Source organism: Faecalibacterium sp. OM04-11BH (assembly GCF_003482185.1).
Taxonomy (GTDB): domain Bacteria; phylum Bacillota; class Clostridia; order Oscillospirales; family Ruminococcaceae; genus Faecalibacterium; species Faecalibacterium tardum.
Genome location: NZ_QULS01000001.1, coordinates 285,069 through 301,042, shown reverse-complemented (window position 1 = coordinate 301,042; position 15,974 = coordinate 285,069). Strand labels below are relative to the sequence as shown.

General features: G+C 60.0%; 13 protein-coding genes and 1 tRNA gene. All 14 read left to right on the top strand.

What is annotated here, in order from left to right; all coding sequences use genetic code 11:
- The first annotated feature begins 63 nt into the window (after positions 1 to 63).
- On the top strand, positions 64 to 1,257 hold the full coding sequence (locus tag DXB44_RS01320; RefSeq protein WP_118657454.1) for an MFS transporter: 1,194 nt from the start codon (positions 64 to 66) through the stop codon (positions 1,255 to 1,257).
- A 329-nt stretch (positions 1,258 to 1,586) separates the two neighbouring features.
- Positions 1,587 to 2,288, top strand: coding sequence for a hypothetical protein (locus DXB44_RS01315; RefSeq protein WP_015537775.1), 702 nt, complete (start codon positions 1,587 to 1,589; stop codon positions 2,286 to 2,288).
- Between the two features lie 18 nt (positions 2,289 to 2,306).
- On the top strand, positions 2,307 to 3,305 hold the full coding sequence (locus tag DXB44_RS01310; protein ID WP_005935035.1) for a GGGtGRT protein: 999 nt from the start codon (positions 2,307 to 2,309) through the stop codon (positions 3,303 to 3,305).
- A 109-nt stretch (positions 3,306 to 3,414) separates the two neighbouring features.
- Entirely contained in the window at positions 3,415 to 5,331 is a 1,917-nt protein-coding gene (locus tag DXB44_RS01305) for a flavocytochrome c (RefSeq protein ID WP_118657453.1), read from the top strand.
- Entirely contained in the window at positions 5,328 to 5,729 is a 402-nt protein-coding gene (locus DXB44_RS01300) for a NusG domain II-containing protein (protein WP_118657452.1), read from the top strand. The genes DXB44_RS01305 and DXB44_RS01300 overlap by 4 nt, the downstream gene beginning before the upstream one ends.
- 227 nt (positions 5,730 to 5,956) lie before the next feature.
- On the top strand, positions 5,957 to 7,750 hold the full coding sequence (locus DXB44_RS01295; RefSeq protein ID WP_118657451.1) for an HlyD family efflux transporter periplasmic adaptor subunit: 1,794 nt from the start codon (positions 5,957 to 5,959) through the stop codon (positions 7,748 to 7,750).
- Between the two features lie 14 nt (positions 7,751 to 7,764).
- Positions 7,765 to 8,514 (top strand): ABC transporter ATP-binding protein, encoded by a 750-nt coding sequence (locus DXB44_RS01290; RefSeq protein ID WP_055185809.1) that lies wholly within the window; start codon positions 7,765 to 7,767, stop codon positions 8,512 to 8,514.
- The gene (locus DXB44_RS01285; protein ID WP_118657450.1) at positions 8,511 to 9,722 is read left to right on the top strand and encodes an ABC transporter permease; all 1,212 of its coding nucleotides are present in this window, start codon (positions 8,511 to 8,513) and stop codon (positions 9,720 to 9,722) included. Before DXB44_RS01290 ends, DXB44_RS01285 begins: the two co-directional genes overlap by 4 nt.
- A gap of 40 nt (positions 9,723 to 9,762) precedes the next feature.
- Positions 9,763 to 11,955: an S-layer homology domain-containing protein gene (locus DXB44_RS01280; protein WP_118657449.1), complete on the top strand. Its 2,193-nt coding sequence runs from the start codon at positions 9,763 to 9,765 to the stop codon at positions 11,953 to 11,955.
- Positions 11,955 to 12,749 (top strand): phosphoribosyltransferase family protein, encoded by a 795-nt coding sequence (locus DXB44_RS01275; protein WP_118657448.1) that lies wholly within the window; start codon positions 11,955 to 11,957, stop codon positions 12,747 to 12,749. The genes DXB44_RS01280 and DXB44_RS01275 overlap by 1 nt, the downstream gene beginning before the upstream one ends.
- Positions 12,750 to 12,899: 150 nt before the next feature.
- A tRNA-Pro gene (locus DXB44_RS01270) sits at positions 12,900 to 12,977 on the top strand.
- A gap of 158 nt (positions 12,978 to 13,135) precedes the next feature.
- Positions 13,136 to 14,386 (top strand): DUF4147 domain-containing protein, encoded by a 1,251-nt coding sequence (locus DXB44_RS01265; protein WP_118657447.1) that lies wholly within the window; start codon positions 13,136 to 13,138, stop codon positions 14,384 to 14,386.
- 163 nt (positions 14,387 to 14,549) lie between these two features.
- Entirely contained in the window at positions 14,550 to 15,587 is a 1,038-nt protein-coding gene (locus DXB44_RS01260) for an SPFH domain-containing protein (protein ID WP_055185814.1), read from the top strand.
- Positions 15,587 to 15,787: a hypothetical protein gene (locus DXB44_RS01255; RefSeq protein WP_015537787.1), complete on the top strand. Its 201-nt coding sequence runs from the start codon at positions 15,587 to 15,589 to the stop codon at positions 15,785 to 15,787. Before DXB44_RS01260 ends, DXB44_RS01255 begins: the two co-directional genes overlap by 1 nt.
- Positions 15,788 to 15,974: the final 187 nt, after the last annotated feature.

Sequence of the window (15,974 nt, the reverse complement as noted above, 5' to 3'; positions counted from 1 at the left end):
TGCCGGATTGTCAATCCAAATGGGCACACTATCGCAAATTGCACAAATCTTTGAGGTGAAAGTATGAAGCAGCAGTTTGCAGCAAAACACCCGTGGACCATTCTGGCTGCGGGGGCAGCCATTCAGGTGCTTACCGGCTTACCGGCGGCGTGGGGCGTATTTCAAAAGCCGGTCATGGAGGAATACGGCCTCTCGGAGCAGGGGGCGGGCTACGCCTTTGCGCTGCTCATCGCCGCCTTTGGGGTGGGGTGTGTGCTGGGCGGCTTTTTACAGGATAAAAAGGGTCCGCGCTGCGCGGCGTTGTGGGGCACAGCCCTGCTCTGTGGCGGCTTTTTTGCAGCGGCCTTTCTGCCGGGCCGGGCAGGGTGGGGGTTCTTTCTGGCCTTCAGCATCCCGGCAGGGCTGGGCACGGCCTTTTTGTACCCCTCTATCCAGTCCTGCGCCCAAAAGTGGTACGCGGGGCGCAAGGGGCTGGCGACCGGAGTCATCGGCGGAGCGGTGGGACTTTCCGGCGCGTTCCTTACCCTGTTCGTCCGGGCGGCGCTGCGGGGCTTTGGCCCGGTGCAGGGCATCCGGGGCGCGTTCTGGGCGCTGGGGGCGCTCACCCTGCCGGTGTGCCTTGCGGGCAGTGCGGTACTCAGCGACCCACCGCAGAAAAAGCAGCAGCCAAGCGGCAAAAATACCCTCGACCTTTCCCCGGGGCAGATGCTGCGCACAAAGCAGTATTGGCTGTGCGCGGGCGCGGTGTGCTTTTCAACACCGGCGGTGCTGCTGTTCAGCCCTATCATCTTAAAACTGGGCATGGAGCGCGGACTGGACGAGACCGCTGCGCTGTGGAGCATCGTACTGGGCAGCGTGGGCAGCGCTGCGGGACGGATGCTGATGCCCATGCTCAGCGACCACATTGGCCGCCGCGCCACCGACCTTGGGCTGTTTGCGGCTTCGCTTGCGCTGTCGGCGGCGTTCTGGGCGGCGCAGGGCTGGTGGGTGGTGGTGTGCTACGCCGGGCTTACCTTCTGCTACTCGGCGCTGGCGGCGGTGTTGCCCGCCCTTTCCACCGACCTGTTCGGTCTGCCCCATGCCGGGGTGAACTACGGCTTTCTGGCACTGGGGCAGAGCGTGGGCAGCCTTGCGTTCCCCTTTGCGGCTGATCTGCTGGCGCTGGAGAACGGACGGCACCTGCTTGCCATGGCCGGTGCGGCAGCGGGTTTTGCAGCCATTTGGGCGCTGCATCCGGTGCGGAAAGACCTGCGCTGAAACGCGCGAAAAGAAAAGGCTATAAAAAGTTCGCCGATGCTTACGGCAGAATTGACAAAAACTTGACGATTGTTTTGTGTAAAGCGGTGGAAATGCCAGTTAGCTCTGCATGACCGTAAAACCCGGCTGTACTTTTTGCAGGAAATGACTTGCAAAATTCGTCCGTTTTCTCTATAATAAAATCATGCGTGGTAGTACCGGTGCAGGCGCTGAAAGAGAGCAGCGCACCCGGTTCGGATGCAAGCAGTATGGAGCAGCAGCTGTGCCGGCAGGGCGCGGCGGCGGTTTTATGCTGCCAAAGCGACATTTGTCAAAAGGAGAGTATGATTATGACCTATTCGCAGCAAGTACAGAATATGTGCCCGATCACCAAAGGTCCTAAGCATGGTCCGGCTCCCATCCCCGAAGAGGGTGCATGGGTCAAGGCCTATGAGATCAAGGACATCAGCGGCTACACCCATGGTGTGGGCTGGTGTGCACCCCAGCAGGGCACCTGCAAGCTGTCCCTGAACATCAAGAACGGCGTCATCGAAGAGGCTCTGGTGGAGACCATCGGCTGCTCCGGCATGACCCACTCTGCTGCTATGGCAGGCGAGATCCTGCCCGGCAAGACCATTCTGGAAGCTCTGAACACCGACCTGGTGTGCGACGCCATCAACGTGGCTATGCGCGAGCTGTTCCTGCAGATCGTCTACGGCCGCAGCCAGACCGCTTTCTCTGAGGACGGTCTGCCCATCGGCGCAGGTCTGGACGACCTGGGCAAGGGTCTGCGCTCCATGACCGGCACCATCTTCTCCACCAAGGAGAAGGGTGTGCGTTACCTGGAGCTGACCGAGGGCTACATCAACAAGCTGGCAGTGGACGCTAACGATGAGGTCATCGGCTATCAGTTCGTTAAGCTGGGCAAGATGATGGAGGATATCCGTCACGGCAAGACCCCCAACGAGGCTTACGAGAAGAACGTGGGTACTTACGGTCGCTTCAGCAAGGAGCAGGGCGCTGTGAAGTACATCGACCCGCGTGAGGAATAAGAGAGGAGGAACAACTCAATGGCAACTTTTGAATCTATGGATCGCCGTATGCCTAAAATCGAGGCATGCCTGAAGGCTAACGGTCTGGAGTCTCTGGACGCTTGCAACGAGATGCTCCTCGCTAAGGGCATCGACTGCGACAAGATCGTCCGCGGCGTGCAGCCCATCTGCTTTGATAACGCTGTCTGGGCTTACACTCTGGGCACCGCTATTGCTGTGAAGCGCGGCCTGACCGACGCTGCCGAGTGCGCAGCTGCAATCGGTGAGGGTCTGGAAGCTTTCACCATCCCCGGCTCTGTTGCTGAGCAGCGTCAGGTCGGTCTGGGTCACGGCAATCTGGGCGCTCGTCTGCTGAGCGAGGACACCACCTGCTTCGCTTTCCTGGCAGGCCACGAGTCCTTTGCTGCTGCTGAGGGTGCTATCGGCATCGCCCGCACCGCAAACAAGGTCCGCAAGACCCCCCTGCGCGTCATCCTGAACGGTCTGGGCAAGGACGCAGCTTACATCATTTCCCGTATCAACGGCTTCACCTATGTGCAGACCGAGTACGATATCCCCACCCAGACCCTGACTGTGGTCAAGGAGATCCCCTTCTCCGAGGGTGAGCGTGCAGCCGTTAAGTGCTACGGCGCTAACGACGTTATGGAAGGCGTTGCCATCATGAAGAAGGAGGACGTGCAGTGCTCCATCACCGGTAACTCCACCAACCCCGTCCGCTTCCAGCATTTGGTTGCCGGTACCTACAAGAAGTGGGCTATCGAGAACGGCAAGAAGTACTTCTCCGTTGCTTCCGGCGGCGGCACCGGTCGTACCCTGCACCCCGATAACGTGGCTGCAGGCCCCGCAAGCTACGGCCTGACCGACTCTCTGGGCCGCGTGCATGGTGATGCTCAGTTCGCAGGCTCCTCTTCTGTGCCCGCACACGTTGAGATGATGGGTCTGATCGGCATGGGCAACAACCCCATGGTCGGCGCTACCGTTGCCTGCGCTGTTGCTGCAGCTCAGGCTAACGCCTAAGTCTTTCCTAAGTTTCAGCGAGGGGGAGCTGCTCTCCGAATGAGCAGCTCCCCCTTTTTTGCTGATAGATATCCGAACACAAGCAACCCAAAATAAGAAGGATGAAACAATGAAAAAGAATCAGATCCGCAAGAGCGTGGCTGCGCTGGCCATGGCGGCTGTTGTAAGCGTCAGCCTGTTGGGCTACGGCTGCGGCAGCAAGTCTGCCTCCTCCACCGCAGGCGTGTCCGGCGAGTTCACCGGTACAGCCAAGGGTATGGGCGGCGATGTTACCGTCACTCTGACTTTGACCGACGGCAAGATCACCGGCTGCACCGCTGAGGGCAAGGACGAGACCCCCGGCATCGGCACCATGGCTCTGGAGCAGCTGCCCGGCGCGATTGCCGAGAGCGGCAGCATTGCCGTGGACGGCGTGGCCACTGCAACCATCACCTCCGACGCCATCAAGGAGGCTGCTGCTGCTGCTCTGGTCGCAGCCGGCCTGAACGCTGATGACTACAAGACCGAGGTCAAGGCCGACACGACCAAGGCCGAGGACTCCACCATTGATGCAGACATTGCCATCGTGGGTGCAGGCGGTGCAGGTATGACTGCTGCCATCACTGCTGCTGCCGAGGGCAAGAGCGTGGTCATTCTGGAGAGCCAGCCCATGGTGGGCGGCAACTCCGTGCGCGCTACCGGCGGCATGAACGCCGGTGACACCGTGTATCAGGACGAGAACGAGTTCGGCGAGTCCGCAGGCGTGGAAAAGACCCTGAAGACCGCTGCTGAAAAGTACGCCGACAACGCTACCATCACCGCTCTGGCCAAGACTGTCTCTGAGCAGTGGGCTGCTTATCAGGCAGACCCCAAGGGCTACTTCGACTCTGTGGAGCTGATGGAGCTGGACACCATGATCGGCGGCAAGGGCATCAACGACCCCGCTCTGGTGGAGACTCTGTGCTCTAACAGCGCTGACGCCATCGACTGGCTGGACGAGCACGGCATCACCCTGCACAGCGTTTCCAGCTTCGGCGGCGCATCCGTCAAGCGTATCCATCGTCCCGTGGATGCCGAGGGCAAGACCCTTTCTGTGGGCTCCTACATGATCCCCCTGCTGCAGGAGAACTGCGACAAGGCCGGCGTGCAGACCCTGCTGAACACCACCGCTACCGAGCTGCTGACCGATGCAAACGGTGCCGTTGTGGGTGTGAAGGCTACCGGTTCCACCGGCGAGACCATCACCGTGAATGCCAAGGCTGTGGTGCTGACCACCGGCGGCTTCGGCGCAAATCTGGACATGGTCACCGAGTACAAGCCCGAGCTGAAGGGCTTTATGACCACCAACGCCGCAGGCGCACAGGGTCAGGGCATTGAGATGGCTACCGCTGTGGGCGCTGACACTGTGGACATGGATCAGATCCAGATCCACCCCACCGTGGAGGCTAACACCGCTGCTCTGATCACCGAGGGTCTGCGCGGTGACGGCGCTGTGCTGATCAACGCCGAGGGTAAGCGCTTCATCGACGAAGTTGGCACCCGTGACGTGGTTTCCGCTGCCGAGATCGCTCAGACCGGTAGCTACAGCTGGCTGGTGGTGGATCAGGCTATGGTCGATGCTTCCAGCGTCATTCAGGGCTACATCAAGAAGGGCTACACCGTGACCGGCCAGACCTATGAGGAACTGGCAAAGGCTATGGGCGTGGACGAGGCTGCTTTTGCCGAGACCATGAAGACCTGGAACGGCTACGTTGAGGCCAAGAACGACCCCGACTTTGGCCGCACCAGCTTTGCAAAGGCTCTGGATACTGCTCCCTACTACGCTATCAAGGTCACCGCAGGTGTGCACCACACTATGGGCGGCCTGAAGATCAACACCAACACCGAGGTGCTGAAGGCTGACGGCTCTGTGATCCCCGGCCTGTTCGCAGCAGGTGAGGTGACCGGCGGCGTGCACGGTGCAAACCGTCTGGGCGGCAACGCTGTGGCCGACTTTACCGTCTTTGGCCGCATTGCCGGTGCAGCTGCCAGCAAGTACGCTGCATGAGCATAAAGCAAAAAAACTCTGACACCGCCGCCCCCAAGGGCAGCGCGTGGAAGAAAAATGTGATCTTTGCACTGGTGGTACTGGCGCTGGCCGCAGGTATTTTTCTTGCGGTGCGGGCGCAGCACCCCGTCAAGGGCAGCGGCTTACAGGCCGTTGTGGATTTCGGTGACGGCGTTACCGAGACTTTGACCCTTGCGCAGGATCACGATTACCTGTACGAGGTAGGGGACTACATCGTGCACCTGCAGGTGAAGGATGGCGCCATCGCGTTTTTGGATAGTCAGTGCCCGGATCATGTCTGTGAGCAATTCGGTTGGCTGGACAAGGACGGCGCATGGGCCGCCTGTGTGCCCGCAGGGGTGTATGTGGTGGTAGAGCCCACCGCAGACGCAGGGTAAAAACAAAGGAAACAGCACCCGGAGGGAAACCTCCGGGTGCTGTTTTTTGCTTGAATAAAAGCCATTCTTTGTAAAAAAAGTCTGAAACTTTGTGGAAATGCCGTGAAACGAAAATTGGACGCTTGTTTATCGGGGCAAAATGCGATACACTACAAATAAGAGTTTCTGATGGATGCTTTTTACAAAAAAGCATCTTGTCATAAAAGAACCTAGGAGGAACGGCAAGAATGATCTGGAAAAAGTCTAAACAGTCCGCCGACTCGCAGCAGGACGCAGCGGCTGCACCGAAAAAAGGCGGCGCGGCGGCATTTGCCAAAAAGAACTGGAAGTGGCTGGTGCCGGTAGCCATCGTGGTGCTGGCCGGCGGTTGGTGGCTGCTGAAGCCCAAGAGCGCAAAGCCCGCAAACGTGGATACTTCTTATACGGAAGCAGCGCCCGAGACCCGGGATGTCTCCAACACGCTCAGCGGCACCGGCACGTTGAAGCCCGCCAATACTTACAGCGTCAAGTCGCTGGTGACCGGCAAGGTGCTGACCGGCAGCTTTGAAGAGGGCGATATCGTGGAAGAGGGTACTGTGCTGTACACGGTGGATTCCTCCGACGCTACCACCAAGGTGGAGCAGGCAGCTATCACCCTGCAGCAGGCGCAGCGCAGCTACGATAAGACCGCCGACCGCCAGTATGTTCGCGCCGAGGTGGCGGGCGTCGTCAGCAGCCTGAAGGTGAACAAGGGCGATGAGGTAAAGAGCGGTCAGGAAGTGGCCGTGGTACGGGACAGCTCCAAGATGAATCTGGTGCTGGAGTTCCCGGCTGCGGATGCTGCCAACTTCTCGGTAGGGCAGACCGCCGAGGTGACGCTGGACGGTACCTTTGAGGTGCTGCCCGGCACTATTACCGCTGTGACCGGCACCGATGCCCTGAGCACGGGCAATCTACTCACCCGCACTGTGACCATCTCGGTGTCCAACGCAGGCGGTCTGACTACGGCACAGGCCGCTACGGCTGCCATCAACGGGGTAAGCTCCATTGCAGCGGCAAACTTCCAGTATCAGGCCGAGCGCACCTTGACTGCGCTGGCTTCCGGCACCGTGACCGCTATCAATGTGCGGGAGGGCGGCAGCGTGAACAAGGATGATATCATCCTGACCCTCAGCGGTGAGGAACTGACCGAGTCCATCCAGTCTGCCTCCGAGACCCTGCGCGGCGCGGAACTGTCCATGCAGAATATGCAGGACACCATGGATAACTACACCATCACCTCGCCCATCAGCGGCACCATCATCGAAAAGAACGCCAAGGTGGGCGATGCCCTGAGCACCAGCACCGATCTGTGCACCATTTACGACCTGAGCTATCTGGAAATGACCATCAACGTGGATGAGCTGCAGGTCAGCAGCCTGAAGGTGGGGCAGACCGTGCAGGTGACTGCAGATGCTGTGAAGGATAAGACCTACGAGGGCGTGGTCACCCGTGTGTCCATGAAGGGCGATACCAGCGGCGGCACCACCACCTACCCGGTGACCGTACGCATCGACGAGACTACCGGTCTGCGCCCGGGCATGAATGCCAACGCCGAGATCGTGGTGGCGCAGGCGAAAAATGCGCTCACGGTGCCCAATGCCGCCATCGTGCGGGGCAATTATGTGCTGGTGCGGCAGGACTCGCCCAGCGCCGTGAACGCCGATGACTCCATGAGCGCACCGGAGGGCTATGTGTACGTCAAGGTCAAGACCGGTGTCAGCGATGACAACTATACGCAGGTGACCAGCGGCCTGTCCGAGAGCGATACCATCGCCTACGACCCCAGTTCCGTGAGCAGCGACAGCTACTATGACGACGGCGGCTATGACTACTCTGACGGCGAAGTAATCGGCGGTGCCGAAAATGCCGCAGACCTCACTGAGGGCGGCGAGGAGACGCTGCCGGAGGAAACGGAAAACGGTGAAGCCCCCGCAGCGGACGCTGAAGAGCCGGCAGAGGGCATCGACCCCGCTGAGGCCGGTGCAGTTGTGGTGGATTGACACAGGAGGGATGAATGAGCGCTCTGATCGAGTTTGATGCGGTGTGCAAATATTACCAGATGGGCGATACCACGGTAAAGGCTGCCGACCACATCACCATGAAAATCGAAAAAGGCGAGTTCGTGGCCATCGTGGGCCAGTCCGGCTCGGGCAAATCCACCTGCATGAACATCATCGGCTGTCTGGATGTGCCCACCCATGGCACCTACCGGCTCAACGGCCGGGATGTGGGCAAGATGAACCGCAACGAGCTGGCCGCCATCCGCAACGAGATGCTGGGCTTTATCTTCCAGCAATACAATCTGCTGCCCAAGCTGAACCTGATGGAAAACGTGGAGGTGCCGCTGGTGTATGCGGGCATCTCCCGCGCCGACCGCCACATCCGCGCCCGGGAGGTGCTGGAGCAGGTGGGGCTTGGCGATAAGCTGAAAAATCGCCCCAACCAGCTTTCCGGCGGTCAGCAGCAGCGTGTGTCCATCGCGCGGGCACTGGTGCGCAACCCTCCGGTCATTCTGGCGGACGAGCCCACCGGCGCGCTGGACTCCCATACCGGCCGCGAGGTGCTGGGGCTTTTGCAGCAGCTGCACAAGCAGGGACACACCGTGGTGCTGATCACCCACGACAACTCTATTGCCGTGCAGGCCGACCGCATCATCCGGCTGGAGGACGGTCAGGTGGTGTATGACGGCGACTCCCACGCACCGGAGGCCATGGTGCAGCCTACTTTGCTGCCCGAAACGCCGGAAAAGGAGGAACAGGCATGATCTTTGAAACCTTCCGGCAGGCCATCCAGAACGTGTGGAGCAACAAGCTGCGCACCTTTCTGACCATGCTGGGCATCATCATCGGCGTGATGGCGGTCATCGTCATCGTAGGTCTGGGCAACGGCATGACCAAAAGTATGCGGGACAGCTTTTCCGCACTGGGCACTAACACCCTGAGCATTCAGGTGTGGGGCTACGGCTCCCGTACCGTGCCGGTGGAGGAGATGTACGATATCTGCCAGCGGCATTCCGACCTGATCAAGGCGGTGTCGCCCCAGATCGAGTTCAGCGGCAACGCCAGCGGCACGCTGAAGATCGGCACCACCAGCTACCGCTGGTCCCATATAAGCGGCGTGGACGAAAGCTACACCGAGATGAAAAACTACCAGCTCGCGCAGGGACGCGGCCTGCAATACATGGATATGCAGGACAACAAGCAGGTCTGCATCATTGGCGATTACCTGAACCGGGTGGCCTTTGGCGGCAACGGTGTGGGGCAGACGCTCAAGATCGGTGCTAACAAGTTCCGCATCGTGGGCGTGCTGGCAGCCAAGGTCAGCGACCCTACCATGCAGCAGGGCAGCGACGATGACTGCGTTTACCTGCCCTATACCACCGTGATGCGGCTCTCCAGCCAGAGCTCGGTCAACAACTATACGGCGGTGATGACCGACGAAAACTTTGCCAACGAGGCCAAGACCACCATGGAAGAGGAACTGATGTCGATCCTCAAGACCGAAAACGGCTACTATGTGTACAGCGCCAGCGAGTGGCTGGAGGAAATGAACAAGATGATCAACATGGTCATCGTGATACTTACCGGTATTGCCAGCATTTCGCTGCTGGTGGGCGGCATCGGCATTATGAATATCATGCTGGTGTCGGTGACCGAGCGCACCCGCGAGATCGGTATCCGCAAGGCGCTTGGCGCAAAGGAACGCACCATTCTGGCACAGTTCGTGGTGGAAGCGGCCACCACCTCCGCGCTGGGCGGCGTTTTAGGCATTGCGCTGGGCTATGCGGTGTCCATGGCGGCAAACAAGGTGCTGCCCATGTTCATGACCGATACCACCGTTACGGTAAGCCCCTCCTTCAACTCCATTGTGGTGGCCTTTGGCATCTCGGTGGGCATCGGCGTGCTGTTCGGCTACCTGCCGGCACGGCGCGCAGCCCGGCTGAACCCCATTGAAGCATTGCGCTACGATTGATCGCGGCGGCGTGATAAACAAAGAACAAGAGGTACGACCAATGAAAAAACGGATTCTCGCATTTCTGCTGGCGGTCAGCATTGCGGTGTCGGTGCTGGTGCTGCCGGTCTCGGCGGCCAGCATCAACAACACGGCACTGCAGACGGCCATTACTCTGGGCGCTGTGCCCACCGGTCAGGAGCTTGGCGCCAACATTACCCGCGGCGCTTTTGCCAAAATGCTGGTGTCCTTTTCCACCTACCGGGAAAGTGTAAGCGCGCAGGGCACGGTGGGCACCCTGTACCGGGATGTGCCCGGCAGCTCCCAGTGGGCTCCCTATATCCGCATTGCGGTGCAGCAGGGCTGGATGAACGGCTACACCGATGGCTCCTTCCGCCCGGACAACACCGTTACGCTGGAGGAAGCTTGTGCAGCGGTGCTGAAGATGCTGAGTTATAAGACCACCGACCTGACCGGCTCCTTCCCGCAGGCACAGCTGAACAAGGCCCAGCAGATCGGTCTGCGGGACCAGCTGACCTGCACGCAGGGACAGGCTATGACCTACGAGCAGTGCACCCTGCTGCTGTACAACGCCCTGCGCGCAAACACCGCCAGCGGCAGCGCCTACGGCAGCTCGCTGGGCTTTACGGTGTCCAACGGTCAGGTGGATACCTCCTCGGTGCTGCTCAAGAGCCGAAAGGGCCCCTTTGTGGCAGAGGAGGGCACCCAGCTGCCCTTTACGCCGGTGAGCGTCTACCGCAACGATAAGGTCTCTGCCTCGGCAGAGCTGAACAAGTACGATGTGTACTATTACAGCGAAAGCCTGCAGACGGTGTGGGTCTACACCCGCCGCGCAGCGGGCCGCATTACCGCGGTATCGCCCAGCGCCAGCGCACCCACCGCGCTGACTGTGGCGGGCAGCAATTACACGCTGGGCAGCTCTGCCGTGGCATCCAAGATCTCCTCCCTGAACGGCGGCGGCGTGGGCGAAGTGGTCACCCTGCTGCTGGGCATGGACAATGAAGTGGCGGATGTGATCACCGGCGCAGAAGCCGACAGCGTGTTCTACGGCGTGGTGCAGACCGCCAACCGCAGCCTTGTAGAGGATAACGGTGCAGACGTGCTGCAAAAGATCTCGGTGATGTGCACCGACGGCATCACCCGCACCGTGAACATCGACAAAAGCCTGAACTATCCCACCGGCTGGCTGGTGGAGATCAGCGTGACCCCCGAGGGAGAACAGGTAACCGCCATCGAGTCCAAATCGGTCAGCGGCACCATCAACGACACCGCCACCGCGCTGGGGGACTATGCTCTGGCCGATGACGTACAAATCTTGGATACGACATCGGAGGGGTTAGCTGGGACGGTTCGTCCCAGCCGAATAGCGGGGACAAATCTGAACACGCTGGCTGTGCGTTACTATACGCTGAATGAGCAGGGGCAGATCGACCGCCTGATTTTAAATGATGTCACCGGCGATCTGTGGAAATACGGCGTGCTGGACGATGTGAAGAACCTTGCCATCAATGCAGGCTCCATTCTGGGCAGTCTGAAGGGCGGTTCCGGCGGGAGCGGGGACGGTTCCTCCGGCAGCGGTTCCTCCGGGGGCAGCTCTTCTGGCTCCGGTAGCGGCTCCACCGGAGGCAGTTCTTCCGGTTCCGGCTCTACCAGCGGCAGTACCACCAACACCACCACGGTGGTGGATGATCTGCGCAGTGTGCTGGTGCCCACCACCAGCGAGATCTTGTGGGGCGTCATTGACGGCTCGCTGCTGAGCACGGTCTGGAACCGCATCACCAGCAGTTCCGGTTCGCTGCTGAGCATCGGCCTCAAGCAGCTGGCCAAAATCACGGGCCAGCCCATGAGCACCATCCTCAACTTTGTGGGCGGCGGCGCTACTTACATCTGCTACGTCAATGGCAGCCAGGCCAGCTTTTCCACCTCCATCAAGTACCCGGTGCTGGCGGGCGGTCTGGCAGTGCGGCAGAATGTGAACGGCACGGTAAAGGCCATGATCCAGCTGATGCCCATGAAGATCGATCAGGTGGGTGCAGCCTCGGTGATGAGCAACGGCACCCGCTACGAGACGGCCGACGATATGCAGGTGTACCTGTGGTACAAGGGGCAGTATTACGCCACCAAGCTCTCTGAGGTGAACTCCGAGGGCTACTACCTGACCGGCTGGTACGATAACTTTGGCTGCGCAGCAGGCAAGCGCGTGCGGGTGATCGTGGCAGTCAAAAAGGACTGATGGATTACTATGATCCCCGGCGCAGGGCGCTGCGGGCGGTACGGCAGCTGCTCTACCCGCGCGAGTGCCCTTTCTGCGGCCGGGTGCTGGGAGACGTACGGGATTGCCCGGACTGCGCAGAGCAGCTGGAAGTGCTGCGCCGCAAGCCCGGCATCCGGCTGGACCCGGCGCAGCACTATATCGGCAATCTGACCGGTGCGGCTGCACCCTACCGCTACAATGGCTGTGTGCGGCGCGGCATCCTGAACGCAAAGTATCAGGGCAAGCCGTGGCGGGCAGTAGAGATGGGCAACCGTCTGGTGCAGCTGGCCTTTGGCGGGGAGCTGACCGTGCAGTACGGCGAGCTGCTCCCGCAGCCGGTGCCGTGGGCGGCCATCGGGTACGATTTGATCGTGCCGGTGCCGGCCTCCGGCAAAAAGCGCGGCTACAACGTGCCGGAGCTGATGGCGCTGCCGCTGGCCAAGGCCATGGAGGTGCCGCTGGCACCGCAAGCGCTGGTGCGCACCCGCACCAAACGGCATCAGGCCGGTCTGCCGCTGGAACAGCGCATGGCCAACGTAGCAGGCGCTTTCCGGGCGGCACAGCCGCAGCAGCTGGAGGGCAAGCGCATCCTGTTGGTGGATGACGTCATCACCACCGGCACAACGGCTGCCGCCTGCGCACAGGCGCTGCTCCATGCCGGGGCGGACAGCGTGTTCGCGCTGGCCTTTGCCACGGTGGAATTTGGCGCACCGCCGGACGACACCACCCCCATCTGCGAGGATGACGAGGAAGAAGCGTACAGCGATTTTTGAAAATAACGCTCTTTCGCGCATCCTTCCCGCGGGCAAAAGTCGGGAAAGCAAAATGTAAAAACCGCATCAGAAATTTGGAAAAAGCGCTTGACAAAACGGGCAAAGTCGGGTATACTAATCAAGCTGTGAGCGACAAATGCAAACAGATATCCGGGTGTAGCGCAGTTTTGGTAGCGCGCTTGAATGGGGTTCAAGAGGCCGTGAGTTCGATTCTCGCCACTCGGACCAAACAAAAATAATCCGAACTTGTTTCCGATGGGAGACGGGTTCGGATTATTTGTTTTCTTCGGAAAACAGACTTGCATTTATCAAAAATAACCGAACCTTGCGGCTGTTGATGGAATGTGCTGCAGAGTTCGGGCAGATCCTGTAAGGAGGGTCATATTATGAATACCACATTGCGGCGAGATGCGGATGAAATCATCCGTGCCAGCATTCAGGCGGTGCTGCCGGATAGGGCTGTGTGCCGCGCGCTGGAAAACTTTCAGCCCAGAGGCGGCAGGGTGCTGCTGGTGGCGGCAGGCAAGGCTGCATGGCAGATGGCGCACGCCGCCGTGCAGGCACTGGGGCACGTGGACGGCGGCGTGGTGGTGACCAAATACGGCCATGTGAAGGGCAAAATCCCCGGCATAAGCTGTTATGAGGCGGGCCATCCCGTGCCGGATGCCAACAGCTTTGCAGCCACCGAAAAAGCTTTGGCGCTGGTACAGGGGCTGACCGAAGAGGATACCGTGCTGTTTCTGCTTTCCGGCGGCGGCAGCGCCCTGTTTGAACAGCCGCTTGTCCCCGGCGGGGAATTGCAGGACATCACCAATCAGCTCCTTGCCAGCGGAGCGGACATTGTGGAGATGAACACCATCCGCAAGCGGCTGTCCGCTGTCAAGGGCGGGCGGTTTGCGCAGCACTGCGCGCCCGCAAAGGTGTTCAGCATTGTGCTCAGCGATATTCTGGGCGACCCGCTGGATATGATCGCCAGCGGCCCGGCGGTGCCGGACTCCTCCACCTGTGCGCAGGCACTTGCCATTGCGGAAAAATACAAGCTGCGCTTATCGGCGCAGGCAAAGGCGCTGTTGGCACAGGAAACGCCGAAAGCCCTTGACAACGTGACGACCCAGATCACCGGCAGTGTGCGGGAGCTGTGCGCTGCCGCTGCCGAAGCCTGCCGGAAACTGGGCTATGCACCGCTGCTCCTCACCGACCGGCTCTGCTGCGAGGCGCGGGAGGCGGGCAGCTTTCTGGGGTCTATCGCCCGCACCCATGCGGAGCAGGGGAAAAAGCTGGCCTTTATCGCAGGCGGGGAAACGGTGGTGCACCTGACCGGCAAAGGTCTGGGCGGGCGCAATCAGGAGCTGGCGCTGGCCGCAGCCCCGGCACTGGCCGGACAAAACACGGCGGTGTTCTCGGTGGGCAGTGACGGCACCGACGGACCTACCGATGCCGCCGGCGGCTATGCGGACGGCGACACCGCTGCGGCACTGGCGGCAGCGGGCTGGAACCTGTTCGACACCCTGCAAAACAACGATGCCTACCACGCCTTGCAGGCGGTGGAAGGGCTGATCATCACAGGCGCTACCGGTACCAATGTCAATGATGTTGCCGTAGTGCTGATTGGGGGAGAAGCGCAGGTAGACGCTTGAAACTCTGCCTGCCCGGCGCACCTATAACATTTGACCCCGCTTTGTCCGCAGTGTACGGGCAGGCGGGGATTTTTTGTGGAAGTACTTGACAGACCATTTGCAAAGTGATATTATTTTGATATCACAAAGGAATGCTTCCGACCCTGATAAGGAGGGATCTGTTATGGAAGAAAAAATTTTGAATACCCGCAAAAATGGCATGGCTATGCTGTTGCTCACGTTGCTGGGCTATGTGGTGGCCATCGCCCTGTTCATTTACAGCATCACTCTGCTGAATGCAGACCGGATGCTTCTGGGCGTGCCGCTGCTGATTTTGTCCATTGCGTATTGGATCGCGGGCATTTTCCTGTTCTGCGGTCTTAAGGTGTTAAAGCCGCAGGAGGCGCTGGTGCTCACCCTGTTTGGTGATTACATCGGCACGCTGAAGGGACAGGGCTTTTACTGGGTAAACCCCTTCTGTACCGCCGTCAACCCCGCCGCCGGCACCCGCCTGAGCCAGAGCGGAGATGTGAACAGCAAGGAGAACAGCGTGGCTGCGCTGTTTGGCAATAACGGCCAGAATGCTCAGGTGACCGCCGAGTCCATGAGCAAGAAGATCTCCCTCAAGATGATGACCCTGAACAACTCCCGCCAGAAGATCAACGATTGTCTGGGTAACCCGGTGGAGATCGGCATTGCGGTCATCTGGCGCGTGACCGATACCGCCAAGGCCGTGTTCAACGTGGATAACTATAAGGAATACCTCTCCCTGCAGTGCGACAGCGCCCTGCGCAACGTAGTGCGGGTGTACCCCTATGATGTTTCTCCCAACGTAGACACCACCGGCGACGGCGTAGCCGACGAGGGCAGTCTGCGCGGCTCCTCCGAGGTAGTGGCTGCCCGCATCCGGGACGAGATCCAGAAGAACGTGGCCGAGGCCGGCATCGAGGTGGTGGAAGCCCGCATCACCTATCTGGCTTACGCACCGGAGATCGCAGCGGTCATGTTGCAGCGCCAGCAGGCCAGCGCCATTATTGATGCCCGTAAGATGATCGTGGACGGCGCTGTGGGCATGGTGGAAATGGCGTTGGATCGTCTGAACGAGAACAAGGTAGTGGAGCTGGACGATGAACGTAAGGCGGCAATGGTGTCCAATCTGCTGGTGGTGCTGTGCGGCAACCGGGATGCCCAGCCCATCGTGAACAGCGGCAGCCTGTACTGATGGCCGAGCCGAAAAAACAGGTGCCCCTGCGCCTGAACGCCAAACTCTACGATGCCCTTGCCGCTTGGGCAGAGGATGACTTCCGCTCGGTGAACGGGCAGATCGAATATCTGCTTACCGAGTGCGTGCGTCAGCGCAAAAAGAACGGGAAATATGTCTCCGACCAGTTGGACGTCCCGCCGGAACTGGATCTCCATTAAGACACCCGCGGTAAACGTAAATTATGAAATAAGGCCGCTGCACAAAACCGGTGCGGCGGCCTGTTGTTTGTCAGGGAAAGGCGGTGCTTTCCGGCGGGAGGAGAAAACAAATAAAGGTCGATTTGATAGTTCAGTTGACCGAACAATGCTCCGGTATTTCGTCGGAAAAAGCGACCAAAGTCGCAAA